Raw genomic sequence first — 19,673 nt, 5'->3', positions numbered from 1 at the left:
AAAAGCTCAACAGTATAAGGTGATACATTGTTGAGCTTTGAATTTTTATAGGAGAAGTATGCTTAAGATCTTACTTCCCAATCTTCAACTATATTGATGGCTTCCCGCAGATAGAGATCTTTCTGAAGATTTTTAATCCATACCTCAGATTTGCTTTTGAATGCGGCATCGTTTTTCTCTCTTTCAATATCCTTTGGATACATCGTGAATGTAAGACCATTTTCCCATGTTTTTAATATTTTGAATTTATCATCCTCAGTTTTTCTCTGCTTCATCAGTCCGCTGTATTTCTGAATGCTTAAAGGCACTGTTTTTTCTTTCCCCAGATTTTCTCTCCATTGGGCATACTCAAGTAACAGTTTATAATTATCATTTTTAGCAATTCTCTCTGCACTTACTTTCTGCAAAGCCTGAATATTGAGAAAGTTTTGTTTATTGAAGGTTGTTCCCGGTATTTTATCCCAGGCCAATGCGTAGTCATCATATTTTTCACCTATCTCTGCATAAGAAAAGATATCTTTCATCGGGATATCTGAGCTTACTCCTTTTCTCTGTGTAGACTCTCCGGTGATCCTATAATATTTCTGAATAGTTAGCTTTACAGAACCAAAATCTTCTTCCGTATTTAAAAACCTGTTCAGATCTACAAATACCTGTACGGTTCCTTTTCCATAGGATACAGGAGATCCCATGATAACTGCTCTTCCGTAATCCTGCATCACACCGGCTAAAATTTCTGCCGCAGAAGCAGACAGTTCATTCTGTAGAATCACAAGTGGACCGTTCCAGATGGGCACTTCATTTTTATTTTTTAAAGTGGTAATCTTTCCATTTCCGTCTTTCACCTGCACATAAGGGCCTGCATCCATGAAAAGCCCCATAATATCACCAACTTCCGTTAAAGAACCACCGGAATTACCTCTAAGATCAAGAACAATTCCCTGAATATTTTGCTCTTTAAGTTTGATAATTTCATTTTTAATATCATCAGATGCATTTCTTCCGTCTTTGTCTTCAAAATCCGCATTGAACTTAGGTAAATTGATAAGGCCGTATTTCTTATCGGATGCATTTACGATAATACTTTTAGCGAAAGTGTCTTCAATCGATATTTCTTCACGGTTCATGGTTACTTCCTGAATTGTTCCGTCTTTTTTCTGTACCGTTAAAGTAATGGGCGTTCCTTTTTCCCCTCTGATTAATTTGATGGCTTCGCCGGAAAGCATATCCACAACATTGACAGGTTCCGTATCGGGCGTAGATTTTATTTTTAAGATCTTATCACCTTCCGTAAGCTGCTTGGTCTTCCATGCGGGAGCTCCAATGGATAATGTCCCGATATAAAGGCTTCCTTTCTTTTCCTTAATCACTGCACCTATCCCGATTATTTTTCCTTTGAAGTCCATTTCAAAATCCTTCCTTCCCTGCGGTGAATAATAATTGGTATGCGGATCAAAAATATGAGTATACGCATTCATGTACACAGTAAACGAATCCATTTTTTGCCTTTTCCTGAATCTGATAAATTTTTCTTCCAGAAGATCTTTAACATTTTCTGTCGCTTTTTTTATCTTTTCATCCTGGCTGAGTATTTTGGGCTTGCTGCTGTTTTCCTCATTGGTAGAATTATCCTTCTTTTTTTCTTCACTTTTCCTGTTCAGGGATTCTATTTCCTGAAGAATATTGTATTTTACATATTTCCGCCATTCATTATATTGCTGCTGCTTGTTGGCAGGTGCATTTTTTAGTTTAGGTTCCAAAGTAAGTATTTCATCTTCTTCCAGATTAATGGGTTTACTGAAAATGTCTTTGGTCATTGTATCAATTTCATCAATCCTTTGAGACAATTTATCCACGGTCAGTTTATAAAAAGTCAGATCTCCGGTGTTCAGAAAATCGTCCAGTTGGGTTTCATATTTACGAAACTCATCCATATCAGATTGCAGGAAATAGGTTTTTGTAGGATCTATTGATTCAAAATACTGCTTATACACTTCTTTTGAATACGCATCATTAATAGGTTTGGGGCTGTAATGCAGATAAGACAAAATATTCTTTGTATTGACCATGATGATCTGCATCTTTTCTTCTTCATTGCCGGGAGGACGGAAACCGAACGCAAAAAAGGTAAGCGGAAGAAATAGTAAAAAACGAACGGTTCTAAAATTTTTCAACATATTTTTGATTGTGCTTTTAATTGAAAACTATACTTGTTTTGTTGCCATTAATTAATCTTTTTTCAATTAATTGATTGAAAATAGCAGTAAACAAGAGTTTTCAATGTGCTTTTATAAAATCATGTGAATGTATGAAAAATATTGATAATAAGGAGTTGTGGAGGAGGATTTTAAGATAAGTTTAAGGTTTAAGAGTTATGTCACTTAATTACGCAGATTTTTTGATAAATTTTGATTTAATAAAAAACTCATGTATTAATATTATTTTTAGACAATTATGGCTTCAACAAATTTATTTATATTTACACTTACTAACCATGTCAAATGTTAACAGAGAATAAAATAAAAGAAGAGCTAAATTTAGCGTATGTATTATCTGTAGCTGCTTCAAAAAAATTTGCAACAGAGATTACAAGAGTAGATTCAGATAGTGTTGATGCCACTATTACATATAATGGATATTTATCGACAGACTCAATATTACATTCGCCTGAAATAAAGCTTCAATTAAAAGCTACTTCAGGAGCAAACATTGATAATGTTAACAATGAAATTGTATTTCCTCTTCCCATTAAAAATTATAATGATTTGAGACTTCCTTCAACATGCCCAAGATTATTAGTAATAATGTGCCTACCTGAAGATTCTGAAGATTGGCTTCGACATTCTGACAATGAACTGGTAATAAAGAAATGCTGTCATTATTTAAATCTAAATGGTTTTCCGGAAAGTCCTAATATATCAACAGTTACAGTGAGAGTACCATTAGCAAATACATTTTCTCCAGATTCTATCCATGAATTAATGGTTAGAGCATCTAAGCAAGAAATATTATGAGAAGTTTAGACAAAATATTAGATATTGCTTCCAACAAAATTGGTTTTCCAATTTTGCAAAAATATTTATTGAATAATGGTTTTAAAAAAATAGAAAGCAGAAGGACTGATTTGGCAGTTTTTTTTAAAGAGGGAAGCAGACCGATTGAAATAATTGTTCCTTTAAAAAGAGATTTTATAGATTATAAAGATTCAATAAAAAGTGTTTTAGAAAAGATTTCTATTTATGAGAATAGAAATATAGAATATATAATTAATGACTTAATAATTCCTCCTTCAGATATTATTCGTTTTAGAGTTGTAAATGAGGAAACTGAAAATGGATTAATATCTTTTCAAGATGGTTTTAATCTTTTAGAAAATGCAAAAAAATCATTATATGCAACAGCATGTGATATAGTTTCACCTTCAATTTACCATAAGAAGTTATACTCAAAACAAGCTACTCAATTTATAGATTCATGCTACTTAGGGCAAACTGAAAGAGGCAGTTTTATTGCATCAATTGTTTGCCCATTTATTAATTCTTCAATAGAAGAATCGGCTATTCAGCTAAGCTTATTTAATGATGAAGAAATATTAGAAACAAGTTTAACTAGAACGATCACTAAAAAATTTATCAAATCTTTACATGAGATTAAATCAAATATAGAAGTAGGGAATTATGATTTTTTAGAAGAGCAAATAAATACAGATAGGATAAGTGTTAATTTTTTAGAATCTATCGTTGAGTTAGGAGAATATGGTGATAAAGATAAAATTGATATTAGCATAAGTTGGTCAAACCATATAGAAAAAATCAATGATTTACCTAATGAAGTTAGTTTTACTAAAGACTATATACAGCCATTGGAATATATCATAACTAAATATACACCAAAAGATGAAGGAACAAAAGGTACATTTGTTGGAAAAATATCCGAAGCAAAAACGAATCCTGATCTTGAAAAAAGGAATTTTGGCGAAATTACATTTAACTTTATAAATGAAGAAAATAAGGCTATCAAGGCAAAATTAAACTTAAATCCTGAGCAATTTAGTGATGCCTTAAAGGCTTTTGATAGTGGATATCATGTGAAAATTGAGGGAGAGTTAATTTCACATGGCAGAAGTCATGTTATAAATAATCCAACATTTAAGATAATAGAATAAAAAAATAAGAGGACTAATTATCTTAGTCCTCTTATTATATTAAAATATCTAATTAAAAATTATTTTCCCTCAATCAACCTCTCCAACTTCTCAATCATTTCCCTCTGCTGCTGAAGCATACGCTCATAAAGCTCAACCATTTTGTCAAGAGGATTAAAAGTAGGTTGAATATTTACAGCATTTAAAGTGGATGTATCATTGCTTGTGAACGTATTAGAAATAATATTCACCGCCTGTTCCTCATCAAAATTCTCAATCGCTTCTGCAGGAACTTTCAAAATCTTCGCTACCTGCGCCAGAATATCAGATTCTACGGTTTCTTTTTGCTCTAAAAGGGAGATTTTCTTCTGGCTCCAGTCGTCGCCCATTTCAAAAGCCAGTGCTTCCTGCTTGATTCCCAGCATTTCGCGGAAACGCTTTATATTTCTACCCTGGTGTATTTTTTTATTTTGCATATCTGTGTAACTCATAATAACAAATATAAAGCTTTAGATTAAAAAAATAAAGCGCTGTTTTAAAATAAATACTATTCTAAAATATCTCTCTTTCAGAATAAAATATCCTTTCCTCAGATGGTTTATGCTTCTTATTATGCCTTCATTTGTAGAAAAATAACACCTATGAAAAGAAAAAGAAGAATGACCAGCAGCAGATATAATGAACTGAACAATCGTTACCTTACGGTTTTCCTCAAATCATTTTCAAGAGCGTATGGCAAAATAGTCTACTTCCCCGAAATAAGAATAGCAGGGAAGTGGGTACAACAATGTGGTTTTAAGGCAGGAGATAAAATACTGGTTACGGTGAGCAGAAACCAGATTATTTTGGAAAGGGAAGTGGATTATGAGGGATCAGTATGATTTTTTTGATTTTTCTGCCCAGTTCAGGATAAAGAGCAGGTCTTTTAAGATAAGCTACAAATGTTTTGATAACTGTTGACATTTCATTGATTGTATTAAAGTTACAAGACAAATGTATCTTATTAAAAACCATATTGCATTGAGGCAATATTAATTTTGAACGTAAATCTGTTTAAGATTTTGTAATAAATAGAGTCCGGTAATTAATCAGTGAAATATCTTATTTTTGAGGTAAAAATGAAATTGTAAAGCATTGATATATTTTGCTTTAGAAAGATAAAGTGGTAAGCGAGCGTATCTGGTGAAGTCCAGTGAAAAGTCTCTTGCAGATTTTTGGAATGTTAATCTGCAATATCAATTTGCTTCAGGAAAGATAATATTCTTCGGTTTTCTCCTGTTTATGAGAAAAATCGTTTCTTTATACGTAAAGAGTTTTTGCTTTTTTCTTTACAAAAATGTCTGTCCAAAAATATATGGAGTACAGTCATAAAAATGGCGATTCTATTCTGCTTTTTCACTAGGGTAGGTATTTTGTTTTTCTTATTAACACACTAAAAGGTGTGTTGTTTTATGGTTGCAAATGTATAAAATAATTGTATAAAACAAAAAAAATGAGATGAAATTATCCTGAGAATTTTAATGGTTTGCTGCTATGGAAAGCATGCTCAGGAAATTGCCTTATCTTTGCGGTTTCTATGCCTCCCGGCATTAATCAATATTATTTGAAAATGAAATTTTTATTAGACTTTTTATTCCGTGTTGTACAGCTTTTTACAGAACCTTATTTTTTAGTATTTCTTGCAGTGGTTATCATTGCTCTGCTCAAAAGAAAAAACAAAGGCAAAAACCTCAGAATAGGAGTTGGCTTCTTTGCCGTTTTAATGATCGTTTTTATAGGAAATGGCTTTCTGGGTAAACTGATTTCCGGATATTTGCAGAAAAATTATGTAAGTCCTGTTGCAAGTAAAAATAGAGTTCTCCAAAATCCCGTTATTGTTGTATTGGGTGGTGGAGTTGTAGACTTTGAGCACACAGAAAAGCTCCATACATTGTCTTATTCCAGATTGGTAACTGCTTATCAGCTGTACTATGAATACAAGAAAAATAATCTGCCTTGTAAAATAGTAATTTCCGGAAAAGGAAGAGGCTATACAAGTGAAGCAGAATTATTCCGTGAAAATTTTAAAAAGATGGGAGTATCAGATGCTGACATCATTAAAGAAGATAAAAGTATGAATACGTATGAAAATGCAAGATATGCCAGCAAGATCCTAAAACAGCTGGCTCCTTCTGATGTATATCTGGTTACCTCCGGATTTCACATGAAAAGGTCTGTGGCTCTGTTTCATACATTTGGATTAAAGCCTGTTCCACAAGCCTCAGATTTTATTGATACTGAAATTACTGTATTTCCTAACAGTTATAATGCAGCATTTACTTTTGTGATGCTTAAAGAAGTATTCGGAATATGGCAGGTACAGCTGTATAACAGTTTGGGATTGAATGGATAATTCTTAATTTTAATTAAAGGCTATCGCTAAAAAAAATTAACTATAAAACTAAATATAAACGCCTTTCAATTTTTTCTGAGATTACTTTTTATTCAAAACCGTGTATTTGACGGTGATATTTTAGATTTGAAATATTCAACTTATGATTATTATGAATGGTTAGTCTTCCTGATAAACAACCAATTAATTGAAAATTATCAGCAATTGAAAATACTCCTTTATCAAACATAATATGATGATTAGGGCAAAGACAAATAACATTATCAGGATTATCATCTCCAATATGTGGCTTACCTAATGGTCTAATATGGGCGCCTTCAGCATAATGGCCTAATTTGGTAGGAATAGTAATCTGACAAACTTGACATTTGAAATTGTATAATTTTTTTATTTGCCATGCTACTTTTGTGTCTCGTACAATTCTTAGAACTGTACTTTCTACAGTTCTTTTTATTCTTTTAGAATAATCTAATTCAATTTGATGTATTGTTTTTTTGGATTTATTATTGCCAGAATATTCTAAACGGAATCTACAAATTTTGAATCCACTTTTACCAATTTCTTCCCAAGCATCTACAACACTATATAGCCCTGCATATAAATACCCTTCTTTAGGTGAAAATTCTGACTTATGGGTAGAACCCCGGATAACTCTTACTGGTAATCCTTGGTCCATACTTATGATAAGCCCTGCATTTCCTTTTTCCCATACTTGGTCTTTTACCTGTTTTCCAGTGTTACTATCGTTACCGCCTGCACCTGTATAAACGATTTCTTCTCCAAAGTCTAGATCATCTTCATATCCTCCAGAAAGAACGATAGCGGAAGTGCCTTCATTTGAATTTCCATCTATTCCTGCTGCCCAATTTCTATGAAAACTGGTTGGCATCATTTCCCTTCTATTATTAAAATGATATCCTTCATCAATACCTTCTATCTCACCAAATATAATAGGTTTACTCACGGTTATTTTTATTTAAGTGCAAATTTATAATTTTAAATAAAAAAATAACCAAAAATGATTTATAATAGAATAATTTATTTTATATGCAATGTTTTTAATGTTTTTGTTTACGCAAACAAGACATGTAATACGCCAAAATAAGCCCTGTTTATCAAGTCAGTACCTATGCTATCTGACTGAAAATAGAGTGGATATAAGGACAAAATTGGCTTTCGCTTGATTATTTTGGGTTTGTAAAGGCTGCATAGAAAAATACACTAAACTTATCATGAATCATCTGTTAATGAATGTTTCATATCATCAACAATGAAAACAATGCTATTTTAATAGATAGTATTACTATTATAATTGTAGTATTTGATACAATGGTATAAGTTTTGCTTATTTTCATTATAGTTTTATATTTGTATTCATAATAATTACTACAATGGAATTTCAGTTAAAATTTAAAGTCAACGAAAATCTTTATCTTAAAGATCCTGAAAATAGCGAAATAGGCAAAGCTATTGTAAAAAATGCTATTGAGCTGATTTATGAAACAGGATTTGAGAACTTCACATTTAAAAAACTGGCACAGAAAATCAATTCTACAGAAGCTACCGTTTATCGGTATTTTTCATCAAAACATAAACTTCTTACCTATATTCTCAACTGGTATTGGTCTTACCTGGAGCTGATATCCAAGTTTCGCTTGCTAGAAATAAAAGATCCTAAAGAAAAAATAGATAAACTGTTAAACATTATTACACATCAGGATCACGCCAATACAATGATAGAAGATTATGACCTGGTAAAACTGCATACAATAGTTATTGCAGAAAGCAGCAAAGCCTATTTGGTAAAAGAAGTAGATGAAATTAATAAAGAAATGGTTTTCAGTCCTTTGAAAAGTCTTTGTGCTTTTTTTGGTGAAGTCATTTCTGAAGCCAAACCGGATTTTCCTTATCCCAGATCATTTGCAAGTACACTTTTGGAAACAGCTCATGATCAGCATTTCTTTAGTGAACATCTTCCAAAGCTTACAGATAATCATACCCCCAAAAAGGATCATAAAAATTTTGTGCTGGATTATCTGCGTTTCATAACCACCAATCTTTTAAAATAAACCGATCGATGGAAAACTCTCCAAAAAAATACAGCAGACAACTGTTTCAGTACATTACCAAGGACAAAAAAGATGTTACCAATATCTATTTTTACGCTATCCTCAATGGTTTGGTGATGCTGAGCATACCTTTGGGCATACAATCTATTGTCAGTTTTGTGATGGGAGCAACGATGGCAACTTCTATCTATATTCTGATCGCTTTTGTAGTTTTAGGAACTTGGCTGAGTGGTTTTTTCCGGCTGAAAGTAATGCAGATCATTGAGAAGATACAGCAGAAAATTTTTGTTGAATTTTCTCTTGCCTTTGCTGAAAAACTTCCTAAAGTAGATTTATCACAAACGAGAAAATATTATTTACCAGAACTTGTGAACCGTTTTTTTGATACCCAGAATCTGCAGAAGGGAATTTCAAAAATCTTACTGGAAATTCCGACAGCTCTGATCCAGATTTTATTTGGAATTCTGCTGCTCTCATTTTACCATCCCTGGTTTTTGGTTTTTGGAGCTTTAGTGGTGATCTGTGTGGTCATTATTTTCAGATTTACAATGGAAAGCGGAATCAAATCCAGTATTGAAGAAAGTGATAAAAAATATGAAGTGGCTTCCTGGATTGAAGATATTGCTGCATCTGTAAAAACATTCAAATTCAATTCTAAGAAGCAGATTCATCTTGCAGAAACTGATAATAGAGTAGTACAGTATCTTGATAATCGTACGGAGCATTTCAAGGTATTGGTTTTCCAATATAAAACGATCATTGCATTTAAAGTAATCATTACATTGGTAATGCTGGTGATTGGAACTTATCTTTTAGTAAACCAGCAATTGAACATTGGTGCATTCATTGCCACCGAAATTGTAGTGTTAAGTATTATGACAGCTGTCGAAAAACTGATCAAAAGTCTTGAAAGTTATTATGATGTAATCGCTGCGTTGGCAAAACTGAATAAAATTACCAATCTGCCCGAAGAAAAATTGGGCACTATAGATTTTGAATCTCAAAAAGGAGGTTTTGAAATAGAATGCAAAGAAGTACATTTTTCTTTTAACGATTATCAGAAAATTTTTGAAGATGTCAATTTTAAAATTAAAAAAAATTCGCTTACCGTTATTTCAGGTAAGTTGGGAGCAGGAAAATCTATGCTTCTGAATATGATCAGCGGTTTTTATGAACCCACTTCAGGGAGTATTCTTTTTGATAAAATACCGCTTAAAAATATCGATAAATCTTCACTCAGAAACCTGATTGGTTTGTATCTAAAAGATATGACGATAATAAAAGAAACCGTTTATGAAAATATAGTTCTGGGTCACAATGAAACAACAGTTGAGCAAATTCTGAAATTATCTGAAGAAATAGGGGTTGAAGATCTGTCCAGCCAGTTCAGCAACGGTCTTTTAACCAGGATTAGCGAAACGGATACTGAAGTATCCTTTAGCATCAAAAAGAAAATATTGCTGCTCAGAACATTAGTGGGCGCCAAAAAATTATTGATACTGGAAGACCCGTTTGAAGGAATGGATGATACTTTTAAAACTAAAATGAAAGAGTATCTTATAAAACTGAAACAGGTTTCTACAATCATTGTAGTATCAGAAAATGAAAACCTAATCAACGATGCAGATCAAAGGCTGCTGGTAGAAGACGGAACAGTGAAAACTTTATTTAACAAAAACTAAAAAAGATGGAATTGCAGTCAGTTAATAAAATATATCACATCCACAAAAAATCAAGGGTTAAAATATGGTTTCTTTTCATATTGATTGGAGGCATCATTATACTGTTTTTGCCGTGGACCCAAAACATCAAGGTAATGGGAAATGTAAGTACGCTTTATCAGGAACAGCGTCCGCAGCAACTCAATTCACCAATTCCGGGCAGAATCATTAAATGGTATGTGAAAAACGGTGATTATGTAAAAAAAGGCGACACTCTTCTTCAGCTTTCTGAAGTAAAAGAAGATTACCTGGATCCGCTTTTGGTAAAAAGAACCGAAATGCAGGTGGAAGCCAAAAAGGGTGTGAGAGATTATTACGAAGCCAAAGTTGGAACCACCAACAGCCAGATCCGGGCTATGAATTCCGCAAGAGATTTAAAACTGAATCAGCTTACAGTAAAAATCAGTCAGCTCAACAATAAATTGGCAGGAGAAGAAGCAGAACTGCAAGCAGCTAAAAACGAACTGAGAATGACTTCCGACCAATACGAAAGACAGAAGAAAATGTATGATGAAGGTTTGGTTTCGCTAACCCAATTTCAGCAGAGAAGTGTTTCTTACCAAAATGCTTTGGCTAAAAAAACAGCAACCGAAAATAAATTAGCCCAAACCAGACAGGAAATTGTGAATGTAAGCATCGAACAGAATGCAGTCATTCAGGATTATAATGAAAAACTGAGCAAAACCGAGGGCGACCGTTTCCAGAGTATGGGACAGATTGAAGGAAGTGACGGCGATATTGCCAAACTCGAAAATCAGGTTGCCAATTACAAAGCAAGACAAGGTTTGTATTTCGTGATTGCTTCTCAGGACGGACAGGTTGTACAGATCAATAAAGCCGGAATTGGAGAAATTCTGAAAGATGGTGAAAGTATCGGAATCATTGTTCCTGAGAAAGTAGATTACGCCGTAGAAGTTTACATTAAACCTGTCGATTTGCCTTTGGTAAAAGAAGGACAGCGTGTGATGTGTATTTTCGATGGTTTTCCGGCGATTGTTTTTTCAGGATGGCCGAATTCCAGCTACGGAACTTTTGCAGGAAAAGTGATTGCGGTAGAAAACAACATCAGTGCAAACGGAATGTTCAAAGCATTGGTGATTCAGGATAAAAATGAAAAACAATGGCCTCCGAAGATCAAAATGGGAACCGGAGTTCAGGGAATTGCGATTCTTAATGATGTTCCGATATGGTACGAATTGTGGCGAAATATCAACGGATTCCCACCGGATTATTATGAAGTAAAAACCGAAAAATCTTCAAAAGATGAAAAGTCTAAAAAATAAATTTTCAGCGCTTCTCGTTCTGGTTTGTATTCAGTTTTCTTTTGCGCAGGATTCTCTGAAACTCTCTCATCAGGAATTTCTGAATATTGTGAAGAGTTATCATCCGCTGGCTTTCAGATATCAGCTTCAGAATAAAATTGCCAATGCAGAAATTACCAAAGCAAGAGGAAATTTTGATCCGGTGATTGCAGGAAAACTGGGAGAAAAAAATATTGACGGAACAAAATATTACGAACAGAAAAATGTAGAACTCGGAATTCCTACTTGGTACGGAATCGACATTACCGGAAGTTACAATTATCTGGATGGAGAAAAACTGAACAGCAGCGAAACAAAAGGAGGTTTGTATCAGTTTGGGGTTACGGTGCCTTTGGCAAAAAATCTTTTGTATGATAAAAGAAGAGCAATGCTTGACCAGGCAAAATTCGGATTGAAAATGACGGAAGCAGAGCAGACTGTTCTTACCAACGAGCTTCTTCTTGATGCAGAAAATACATATTGGGAATGGGTGAAAACCTATGAAATCTACAAATTACAGAAATCGGCTGTAGAAATTAACAGAGAACGCCTTGAGCTTACAAAAAAAACATATCAGTACGGTGAAAGACCAGCAATTGATACGGTGGAAGCTGCTTCTCAATTACAAAGTTTTGAGCTTCAGGAAAGAGATGCTTATCTTGGTTTTGTAAAGAGTACTCAGGAGCTTCAGATGTATCTTTGGAAAGAAAATCAGGATTTTTATGAAATTTCAACGCTTATTTTTCCGTCTTCCAATCTCGATCAGCATTCCGGATATACAGATTATGATTTTTTGGTACAGAATTTAGAATCAAAACAGCTTCAGAATCATGCTTCACTGGAATATTATTTTCAAAAGCAAAATATTCTGGAAAGTGAAAAAAGACTGAAATGGCAGAGTTTTCTTCCAAAACTGGATTTTACCTATAATTTTTTCAATAAAGAAAATTACAAATCTGAATTTCTGCCTTTATTTGATAATAATTTCCAGTACGGACTGAAACTGGAGATTCCCATTTTCATGAGACAGGCAAGAGCAGATTATGAAATTGCCAAGCTGAAGATTTCTCAAAACCAGCTGGATTCTCAGCTTAAAACCCGTGAACTGGAAACCAAAATTGAAACCTATAAAAACGAAGTCAGTAATTATTTTACGAAGATTGATATTTCCACCAGGAATCTGAATAATTACCGCAGACTTCTGAATGCAGAGGAAACAAGGTTCAGCAACGGGGAAAGTTCTTTATTCCTGATCAATTCCAGAGAAAATAAATTACTGGATGCCAGAGAAAAAAATATTGAGCTGAAAGCCAAATTCCTGAAAAGCTATAACAAACTGAAATGGCTGAATGAGAATTTTTTGAGGTAAATAGTCTTACGGATATTTCTGGGAATTGAATGCAGGTAAGCTTGATATTTTTAAATGAGTTTATACTGAAGAAGTTCCCTGAAGCCGTTAAAAGCTATTGGGCAGGAAATATGTAAAAATAACGGATTCTAAGGAGGTTAATATTCTATTTCATTTCCGGAATAAAAATCCTATAATTTATATTATGTTAAATTGTATGTTATTTTAGTTTCAAAGATGTACAACCACACGTTGAATTTTATTATTTTACACTCTGATTGATACATCAGATTTTTTCAAGTAATATCTAACTCTATCTAAGTTGTTCTAATAGCTTCTAAGTATATCAAATTCATCTGCTTGCAAATTATTTTAGAAATGGCGGATTAAGGAATTTCTACATTAAGTCCTAAACCCGCCATTTTTGTAAACTGCTGTAAGCAGAAGTTTTTCTATTTATTTAATTTTTCTAATTCGGGTAATTCATTTTTGTACTTTTCAACGTCCCAAACTAAATTCCAATTTTTAACGTAGTCAGAAATTGGACCTAGACCAACTTCCTTCCTTCTTTTATCTACATTGTCAGGATCAATTAAAGGTAAAACATATAGAGCTTTGTTATGAGGATTGGTTCCTATCTGACTCCCGTATATTTGTTTTCTGCCTTCCCGGATTTCTATTCTGTCAATTAACAAAGCTAAAGAATCTGAACTTGCATTTCCTTTTGTTACCGCTTCTTTCATCATGGGTAAATATTTTTTTTGCGTTTCCAGATCTGAATGCTGAATCACAAGAAATAATGCACTATTGGCTTGTGCGCCTACTTTGTCTTTGCCAACCCAACCTTTTTCATCTAATATTTTTTTTACCTTTAATAAGTTAATTGAGTCTTTCTGTATTGTTATTTTCCAAAGATCATTCATTTCTTTAGATTCCGGACCGAATTTTTTTTGAGTTTCGTTCATTTGGATTCTGTATTTTTGGTCTTCCTCAAGAATTGCCAATAATTCAGCCTGCAATGGTTTGTCATAATTTGCTTCTAGTAAAGCTAATTTCTCTTCTAATTTTTCAATGGTTTTCCCCCACTCTTTTTTTGAATGTAAATTTTCTAAATCAGTATCAGAATTTAAGTGCTTTAGATTGGTCCAGCCTTTTTCTATTGATAAGTTCAGCCATTTAAATGCTTGTTTTGTATTTCCTGCCAAAGAAGATGAGCATGCCCCATTATATAAGTGACTTGGATTTTCACTTTCAATTTTAAAAGCTTTACTATATAAATCTGTAGACATTTTATAATCTTTTGTCTGATATAATTTATGAGCTTCACTTATTAATTTTGAATATTCCTGAGCATTAACACCTGTGAATAAAAATAATAATAACAAAGTGTAAATAGTGTTCCTCATTTTTTTGTATTTAATTCCTAATTTTTAGATGGTTACGTTTTGTTTTTCAGCTTAATTTAATTGATGTAATTTTCCTATAAAATCTTTTACCTGTTATAAGGGTATTCATTAACCCAATGAAAACCTCTCTTATTTAACTTATAATCTTCCTTTTTCTTTCTTATTGTTTTGATTTTTATAGAATCAATACCTTTATTTCCAGTAAAAACAATACTATCTTTTTGAGTACTGTAATGCAGGTAAGCATATAGGTCCTGATGATCTATTTTACGAAGCATAAGTGTGTTTTTTTCAGTATCTAAAACACTCTGAAACGTTTTAATACTGTCATTATTCAGGATTACTTTCGTCCGGCTTGGAGAAATGACTAATAGCTTTTTCCAGCCGACAGAATCACTGTTTGGTATTTCCTGGTTGTTTATTATAAATTTATCAACAATATACGCACCTTCCATTGGAACAGCCGGAGGCGTATAGAACAGTGCTGATGAAGAACTCAATATAAAAAAAGCTACTACACACCATTTGAGTCCAGTAACTGTAATACCCTTCCATTTTTTGTCGAATATTCTTTTTTGAAAGCGTAATTGCGATGGCTGTTGCAATACAAAAAAACGATATAAAGCCATTGCATCGCCGCCTACAATAAAAAGACAAAGCCAAACAATATGACTGGAAAATATTTTAACCGGCACATCATAAAAAAAATTCAACAGAGCTACATTGATCATCACCGTCATGGAAAAAAGCGCACCAAAAGTCTTGGTTCTCCTGAAAAGAAGCAAAAGTCCACCAATAACTTCTAACAATCCGGAAACAAATGTATAACCACTGGAAGCTCCCATCATAGTCCATACCATTCCCATTGGCGACATATCTCCTACTCTTTCTTCCAGCCTGCCAATTGTGTTGGCAGGAAACTGTCCGTCGTGAAGTTTTGCAAAGCCATACGAAAGCATTATCATAGCTACATAATAACGTGCTACTACTACCGTAAACCAATGTAAGTCTTTAAATGTCCGCTGTTTTTTGTCTGCGAAAAGTATAACGAGTGCAGCCACTACCGCTAAGCCAATATTTACAAGCACTACCCAATAATCTAATGTAGTATCGCCGCTACCAGTCATTGTAATATATTCTATCTGTTTTTGCTGAAAAACATTTTTACACAACCACAAGACACCACTCTTATGTATTCCCTCTAAAGGTGAAAACTGGGATGTAAAGATAAAAAGATACACATAAGAAATAATCCACAGATGCATGAAACGTAACGCAGCATTGCGCTTTTTTTGATTGGGAAAACTGATCGATTTTGTATCCATATTAATAATATTTATTTAAGGCATTTATTTTTCTGCATCCAATGCAAGCTTCTTTCTAAATTCAAGAGTTAGCTTGTAGCTTTCTTCAATTGGAACTTCCTTTTTTGATACTTTATTAATATCCTTGCCTTGTTCCGTCCATAAGTAAGGAAAAAAGTTGAATACCTGGTCGCCTTTAAGTTTTGCTACCTCACTTTTCCAATTTGTCCATCTGTATCCTTTATAGAACTGATCAAGATTTTTATTAAAGCAAAAATTCAAAAATTCAGTGTAAGTAAGGTCAAGAGGTTCATATTCCAAATTATCAGGAGCCAAATAATAAACTTTTCCTAAATCGCTGCCCAACCCACCACCATTAAGAATAAATATACCTCCAATTGCATCGTCAGCAATTAAAAGATATGGTATTGGCTGCCCATAATCTTCAAATGTTTTTCCTCTATTCCATTCTGGCAATGACCTGCTTAGCTTATCACTTCCTGAGCCAAGAATCCTTATCCATCCATTATCAACCAAAAGTCCCCCTGTCATATAAACAATTGAACCCATTGGAGATTTAGTGGTAACTTGAGTTTTATATAAGGCATCCTTTGCCTTGTTTGTATCCACAGGCAATATTTCCACTTTATTTTTTGCTGAGTCTATCCATTCTTTTACAAGAATCCAGCCTGGATCTTTATCGTTTATTAATTCATCAATAGAGCGCATTTTTGTTTGTCCATAAGTTGTTAATGAGAATAAGGATATTATAATAATTGTCAAATATCTTGTCATGCTTTATAGTTTTCTAAAAATATAATTAACTGTATACAGTGCTGCATCATTATTTTATCTCAATTTTGTTGTAAGCAATCCATCGTTTTAAATTACCCACCATTCTTTTTAAATGATCTTCATTCAGGAAAATATTGGTCCAATATTCAAATCTGTCGCACTGGATACTGATATAATAGTTCATAATGGCCAGACAAGCGAAAGGCAATAACTTTTTTTCTTCGGGAGTAATTTTAGTTACAGTCTCATAACCTCTTATAAAGCTGTCTGCTTTTACCTGATACTCTTGTTCGTTCAGATGGGTTGTAAATAACTGAAATAGAAAGTAAGAAATATCAAAGCATAAATAACCGTTACCACAAAAATCAAAGTCAAAAAATGTGACTTCTTTTTCATCATCAATGTGCAAATTGTCGAACCAGACGTCAAGATGAACCACTCCATATCTCATTTTCTGTTTGTCTTCATTTTCCATTTTTAGCGTTAAAAAATCAGAGAGACTTTCTAAAAATTCAATTTCGCTGGTATTTTTATTATAGAATTTTTTTGTTCTTATAACAGGATTCTTAAGCAGGTTTTCAGCGTTGTAAGACATTCTCATCAGCTTGATATTTTCTGTTGATTGATGAACTTTTGCTAAAGCTTGTCCAATCAGAAAGCTTGTTTCGGGTGAGAATTTTGCTGTTTTTATGCCTTTAGCATATGAAAATAAAACGCCAAATCTGATTCCTTCCGGAGCTTCAATTTTCTGGATAAATTTATTTGATTGATCAGCTATGGGAAAAGCAATTTGTCGGTCTGCCTCTTTCAGATGATTGAGAAGTCTTAATTCTTCTTCAATTTCTAATGGAGTTCGCCAATGATGGGTGTACACTCTAAAAACGTATTTGTTTTCACCATCATGAACGATGTATAAGTGGTTCATCGCAAGCCGAAATATATTGCATTCCGTTTTGTCAGTTAATCCATATTTTTCTTGAATAAGTTGACCAATTTCATAAGGTGAAAGTGTGCTGTTTATTGTCGTAAACTTTTCTGTCATTTAATTCTCGTTCGTTTCTGGTTATAAAGTGATGCAATTTCGTTAACGTTTTTTGGATTGGATTACAGAATTTTTTTTCAAATCCAAGATTTGTTGATTTTAATATAGTGTCTTTTAGTATTTATATCATTAATAGTTATGGGCAAGCAATGAAGAAGTTTCTGAGGTAAAAATTAAAAGTAAGAGTAAATACTTTTTTATCATGGCATTGGGGCTAAATATCAGTTAAGACTCAAATTTACGGATTGTGTTGATATAAAGTTTGTAATGATGCTAATGTTTTTTTATTTTATCCAATAAAAGCTCCAAAATCCGAAGATTTTGGAGCAGAGTTAAATAGCTAACTTTTCGGCTGTTCTACTATTGCTTGGTGATTTTATTGAAAAAAGTATCACCTTTAAAGATATAGTCTCCTGAAGGATATTCAGTCAGATCGATGGTATTTTTCCCTTTTCTAAACAATATATTTTTAATGAGGTTACCGTTATTATCATATAAATAAATATTTTCATCTGCTGAGGATTCCACGTTGATCACTCCTGTCGTTGGATTAGGATAAGCGGAAGTTTTCGTTTTTGGGGAAGCTTCTCTTGTTGACAGATAACAGCCTGAAATATAGGAATCTCCAATAATATTAAACCCTTTGTTGATCAGCTGTGCTCTGGCCAGCATAGCTTGCGGTGTAGAATAAACCAATCCTGTTGCATCTATAGTTCCGGACGTAATTGTTGAGTTCGCCCAGGTAGGATTATTATTCAGAGCGATGAGAAAGTTACTGTAATTCGTACATGATAAACCTGCATTTTTAAATCCGAAATAGATTGTATTCCAGCTGAAGTTTTGAAGCTTGATATTCCACGAAAAAATATCCTGGTCAAAATGTAAAGCACCCGCAAACATATTAAATCCGGCGAAATAATCAACCTTACTTACATCCCAGTTTCCTATGGGCTGATTGAACGATACTGCATTTTCAAACATATGCTCAAAATCTGTCACTTTACCTGTATTCCAGTTATCAAGAGGCTGATTAAATACTGTCGCATTATAGAATGTATAGCGGAAATTAGTTGCATTTTCTGTATTCCATGAATTTAATGGCTGGTTAAAAGCTGTGGCATCTGCAAACATGGAGGAGAAATCAGTTCCGGATATCGTATTCCAGGCAGAAATATCCTGATTGAAAGAAGATGCAGAAGAAAACATGCTGCTGAAATTGGTTACTTTTGCTGTATCCCAGTTTCCGATATTCTGATTAAACAGTGTCGCTCCGCTGAACATACCGCTCATGTCCGTAATACGGAATGGATTCCAGTAAGAAAATGAAGTATGGCCTGTCAAAGATGAACAGTTAAGGAACATTTGTGATAAACTGGTTATCTGTGTCAAATCAGGAGTATCTGCAGCCGTTACATTAAGATTGGGACAGTTGGCGAATGCTCTGTCGAATTGCTGAAGCCATGTTGTATTTCCCCACTGGCTGAGTTCTATGAGTTCCTGATTTCCACCAGGAGGCATGATGTCGGTATTGGCCCTGAACCCGTAAAATAATCCGTTACCGCCGGATACTTTTAATTCGTAAGTGGCCTGCAGAGGATCTGGATGGAATGATGGCCCAAAATATATAAGTAAAGGCTCATTGCTGCTAGAGGTTACATAATCAAACATCCCGTTATGCTCAGGATATCCTACTTCTTGCCAGTAAATGGTGTAATTGGTTCCTGTGCCGCCGAATTTTATTGAATGATCAATGATGCCGTTTGCATTGGGTTTCCAGATGGTAGTAAATTCATTCTGCGCATAGGAAATGCAAAATAAAAGGAGAAAAATGATTATTAGTTGTTTTTTACACATAATTTAAAAAAGTTGTTTTAAGGTTAAAATTGGGTTGGGTAAGACAATTAATTTCCCGGGATTCTTTATCTTATCTCTGATACAAAAGTACTGGCGCACAGCGACAAAACTCGTCGTATTATAATTTAATAGCCTTTTTTTTTAGTTTTTTTTGATGAAAATTTTTCTATAAAAACATGGGTGAAATAAGACCAATGCAAGAGCTATAACAAATAATAACCGTGTAAAAAAATGCAGCCGTCATTGAAATAACAACTGCAGAAAAATAAGGGTTTTATATGGTGATTTTCACACCGT

At 33.5% G+C, this 19,673-nt stretch carries 16 protein-coding genes; 8 read left to right on the top strand and 8 right to left on the bottom strand.

The window, feature by feature from the left end; genetic code table 11:
• Positions 1-62 precede the first annotated feature (62 nt).
• Entirely contained in the window at positions 63-2,177 is a 2,115-nt protein-coding gene (locus tag C8D70_RS01855; RefSeq protein WP_110366211.1) for a carboxy terminal-processing peptidase, read from the bottom strand.
• 324 nt (positions 2,178-2,501) lie between these two features.
• Here C8D70_RS01855 and C8D70_RS01850 point away from each other — a divergent pair, with 324 nt between their 5' ends.
• Positions 2,502-3,014, top strand: a complete 513-nt coding sequence (locus C8D70_RS01850; RefSeq protein ID WP_110366210.1) for a DUF4365 domain-containing protein — start codon at positions 2,502-2,504, stop codon at positions 3,012-3,014.
• A complete protein-coding gene (locus C8D70_RS01845; RefSeq protein WP_110366209.1) occupies positions 3,011-4,165 on the top strand; it encodes a hypothetical protein in 1,155 nt (384 codons plus the stop codon). Before C8D70_RS01850 ends, C8D70_RS01845 begins: the two co-directional genes overlap by 4 nt.
• A gap of 59 nt (positions 4,166-4,224) precedes the next feature.
• Here C8D70_RS01845 and C8D70_RS01840 read toward each other — a convergent pair whose 3' ends face one another.
• Complete coding sequence (locus tag C8D70_RS01840; protein WP_110366208.1) at positions 4,225-4,635, bottom strand: helix-turn-helix transcriptional regulator; 411 nt, start codon at positions 4,633-4,635, stop codon at positions 4,225-4,227.
• 150 nt (positions 4,636-4,785) lie between these two features.
• On the opposite strand from C8D70_RS01840, the gene C8D70_RS01835 reads away from it, so the two are divergent.
• Positions 4,786-5,025, top strand: a complete 240-nt coding sequence (locus tag C8D70_RS01835) for a SymE family type I addiction module toxin (protein WP_181416082.1) — start codon at positions 4,786-4,788, stop codon at positions 5,023-5,025.
• A 728-nt stretch (positions 5,026-5,753) separates the two neighbouring features.
• Positions 5,754-6,536 (top strand): YdcF family protein, encoded by a 783-nt coding sequence (locus C8D70_RS01825; RefSeq protein WP_110366374.1) that lies wholly within the window; start codon positions 5,754-5,756, stop codon positions 6,534-6,536.
• Positions 6,537-6,624: 88 nt separating this feature from the next.
• Here C8D70_RS01825 and C8D70_RS01820 read toward each other — a convergent pair whose 3' ends face one another.
• Entirely contained in the window at positions 6,625-7,500 is an 876-nt protein-coding gene (locus C8D70_RS01820; protein WP_228407954.1) for a YDG/SRA domain-containing protein, read from the bottom strand.
• Between the two features lie 427 nt (positions 7,501-7,927).
• Here C8D70_RS01820 and C8D70_RS01815 point away from each other — a divergent pair, with 427 nt between their 5' ends.
• Genes C8D70_RS01815 through C8D70_RS01800 form a run of 4 tightly spaced genes read left to right on the top strand, consistent with a single transcriptional unit; the run spans position 7,928 to position 12,996 of the window.
• On the top strand, positions 7,928-8,605 hold the full coding sequence (locus tag C8D70_RS01815) for a TetR/AcrR family transcriptional regulator (protein WP_110366206.1): 678 nt from the start codon (positions 7,928-7,930) through the stop codon (positions 8,603-8,605).
• Between the two features lie 8 nt (positions 8,606-8,613).
• Positions 8,614-10,287, top strand: a complete 1,674-nt coding sequence (locus tag C8D70_RS01810) for a peptidase domain-containing ABC transporter (RefSeq protein WP_110366205.1) — start codon at positions 8,614-8,616, stop codon at positions 10,285-10,287.
• A 5-nt stretch (positions 10,288-10,292) separates the two neighbouring features.
• Positions 10,293-11,609, top strand: a complete 1,317-nt coding sequence (locus tag C8D70_RS01805) for an HlyD family secretion protein (RefSeq protein WP_110366204.1) — start codon at positions 10,293-10,295, stop codon at positions 11,607-11,609.
• Positions 11,590-12,996 carry a TolC family protein gene (locus C8D70_RS01800; protein ID WP_110366203.1) on the top strand — a complete coding sequence of 469 codons (1,407 nt, stop codon included), beginning with the start codon at positions 11,590-11,592 and terminating at the stop codon, positions 12,994-12,996. The genes C8D70_RS01805 and C8D70_RS01800 overlap by 20 nt, the downstream gene beginning before the upstream one ends.
• A gap of 431 nt (positions 12,997-13,427) precedes the next feature.
• Here the strand turns inward: C8D70_RS01800 and C8D70_RS01795 are convergent, their stop codons facing one another.
• The 5 genes from C8D70_RS01795 to C8D70_RS01775 form a co-directional block, all read right to left on the bottom strand.
• Positions 13,428-14,381 (bottom strand): DUF6624 domain-containing protein, encoded by a 954-nt coding sequence (locus C8D70_RS01795; protein WP_110366202.1) that lies wholly within the window; start codon positions 14,379-14,381, stop codon positions 13,428-13,430.
• An 86-nt stretch (positions 14,382-14,467) separates the two neighbouring features.
• Complete coding sequence (locus tag C8D70_RS01790; RefSeq protein WP_146212842.1) at positions 14,468-15,706, bottom strand: hypothetical protein; 1,239 nt, start codon at positions 15,704-15,706, stop codon at positions 14,468-14,470.
• Positions 15,707-15,730: 24 nt separating this feature from the next.
• Positions 15,731-16,480, bottom strand: a complete 750-nt coding sequence (locus tag C8D70_RS01785) for a DUF2625 domain-containing protein (protein WP_228402432.1) — start codon at positions 16,478-16,480, stop codon at positions 15,731-15,733.
• 49 nt (positions 16,481-16,529) lie between these two features.
• Entirely contained in the window at positions 16,530-17,405 is an 876-nt protein-coding gene (locus C8D70_RS01780) for a phosphotransferase (RefSeq protein WP_228407953.1), read from the bottom strand.
• Between the two features lie 477 nt (positions 17,406-17,882).
• Positions 17,883-19,376 carry a BspA family leucine-rich repeat surface protein gene (locus C8D70_RS01775; RefSeq protein WP_110366199.1) on the bottom strand — a complete coding sequence of 498 codons (1,494 nt, stop codon included), beginning with the start codon at positions 19,374-19,376 and terminating at the stop codon, positions 17,883-17,885.
• Positions 19,377-19,673 lie beyond the last annotated feature (297 nt).

The sequence above is a fragment of the Chryseobacterium sp. CBTAP 102 genome (genome assembly GCF_003201365.1).
Classification (GTDB): Bacteria; Bacteroidota; Bacteroidia; order Flavobacteriales; family Weeksellaceae; genus Chryseobacterium; species Chryseobacterium candidae.
The sequence above is the reverse complement of the archived record's forward strand: the minus strand, read 5'-3'. Positions and strand labels throughout refer to the sequence as shown.

Excerpts from the sequence above, each read along its gene's own strand:
- C8D70_RS01825 (WP_110366374.1), top strand. The coding sequence starts at position 5,754 with ATGAAATTTTTATTAGACTTTTTATTCCGTGTTGTACAGCTTTTTACA.
- C8D70_RS01805 (WP_110366204.1), top strand. The coding sequence starts at position 10,293 with ATGGAATTGCAGTCAGTTAATAAAATATATCACATCCACAAAAAATCA.
- C8D70_RS01780 (WP_228407953.1), bottom strand. The coding sequence starts at position 17,405 with ATGAACCACTTATACATCGTTCATGATGGTGAAAACAAATACGTTTTT.
- C8D70_RS01840 (WP_110366208.1), bottom strand. The coding sequence starts at position 4,635 with ATGAGTTACACAGATATGCAAAATAAAAAAATACACCAGGGTAGAAAT.
- C8D70_RS01850 (WP_110366210.1), top strand. The coding sequence starts at position 2,502 with ATGTTAACAGAGAATAAAATAAAAGAAGAGCTAAATTTAGCGTATGTA.
- C8D70_RS01775 (WP_110366199.1), bottom strand. The coding sequence starts at position 19,376 with ATGTGTAAAAAACAACTAATAATCATTTTTCTCCTTTTATTTTGCATT.
- C8D70_RS01845 (WP_110366209.1), top strand. The coding sequence starts at position 3,011 with ATGAGAAGTTTAGACAAAATATTAGATATTGCTTCCAACAAAATTGGT.
- C8D70_RS01835 (WP_181416082.1), top strand. The coding sequence starts at position 4,786 with ATGAAAAGAAAAAGAAGAATGACCAGCAGCAGATATAATGAACTGAAC.
- C8D70_RS01800 (WP_110366203.1), top strand. The coding sequence starts at position 11,590 with ATGAAAAGTCTAAAAAATAAATTTTCAGCGCTTCTCGTTCTGGTTTGT.
- C8D70_RS01790 (WP_146212842.1), bottom strand. The coding sequence starts at position 15,706 with ATGGATACAAAATCGATCAGTTTTCCCAATCAAAAAAAGCGCAATGCT.
- C8D70_RS01810 (WP_110366205.1), top strand. The coding sequence starts at position 8,614 with ATGGAAAACTCTCCAAAAAAATACAGCAGACAACTGTTTCAGTACATT.
- C8D70_RS01785 (WP_228402432.1), bottom strand. The coding sequence starts at position 16,480 with ATGACAAGATATTTGACAATTATTATAATATCCTTATTCTCATTAACA.
- C8D70_RS01855 (WP_110366211.1), bottom strand. The coding sequence starts at position 2,177 with ATGTTGAAAAATTTTAGAACCGTTCGTTTTTTACTATTTCTTCCGCTT.
- C8D70_RS01815 (WP_110366206.1), top strand. The coding sequence starts at position 7,928 with ATGGAATTTCAGTTAAAATTTAAAGTCAACGAAAATCTTTATCTTAAA.
- C8D70_RS01795 (WP_110366202.1), bottom strand. The coding sequence starts at position 14,381 with ATGAGGAACACTATTTACACTTTGTTATTATTATTTTTATTCACAGGT.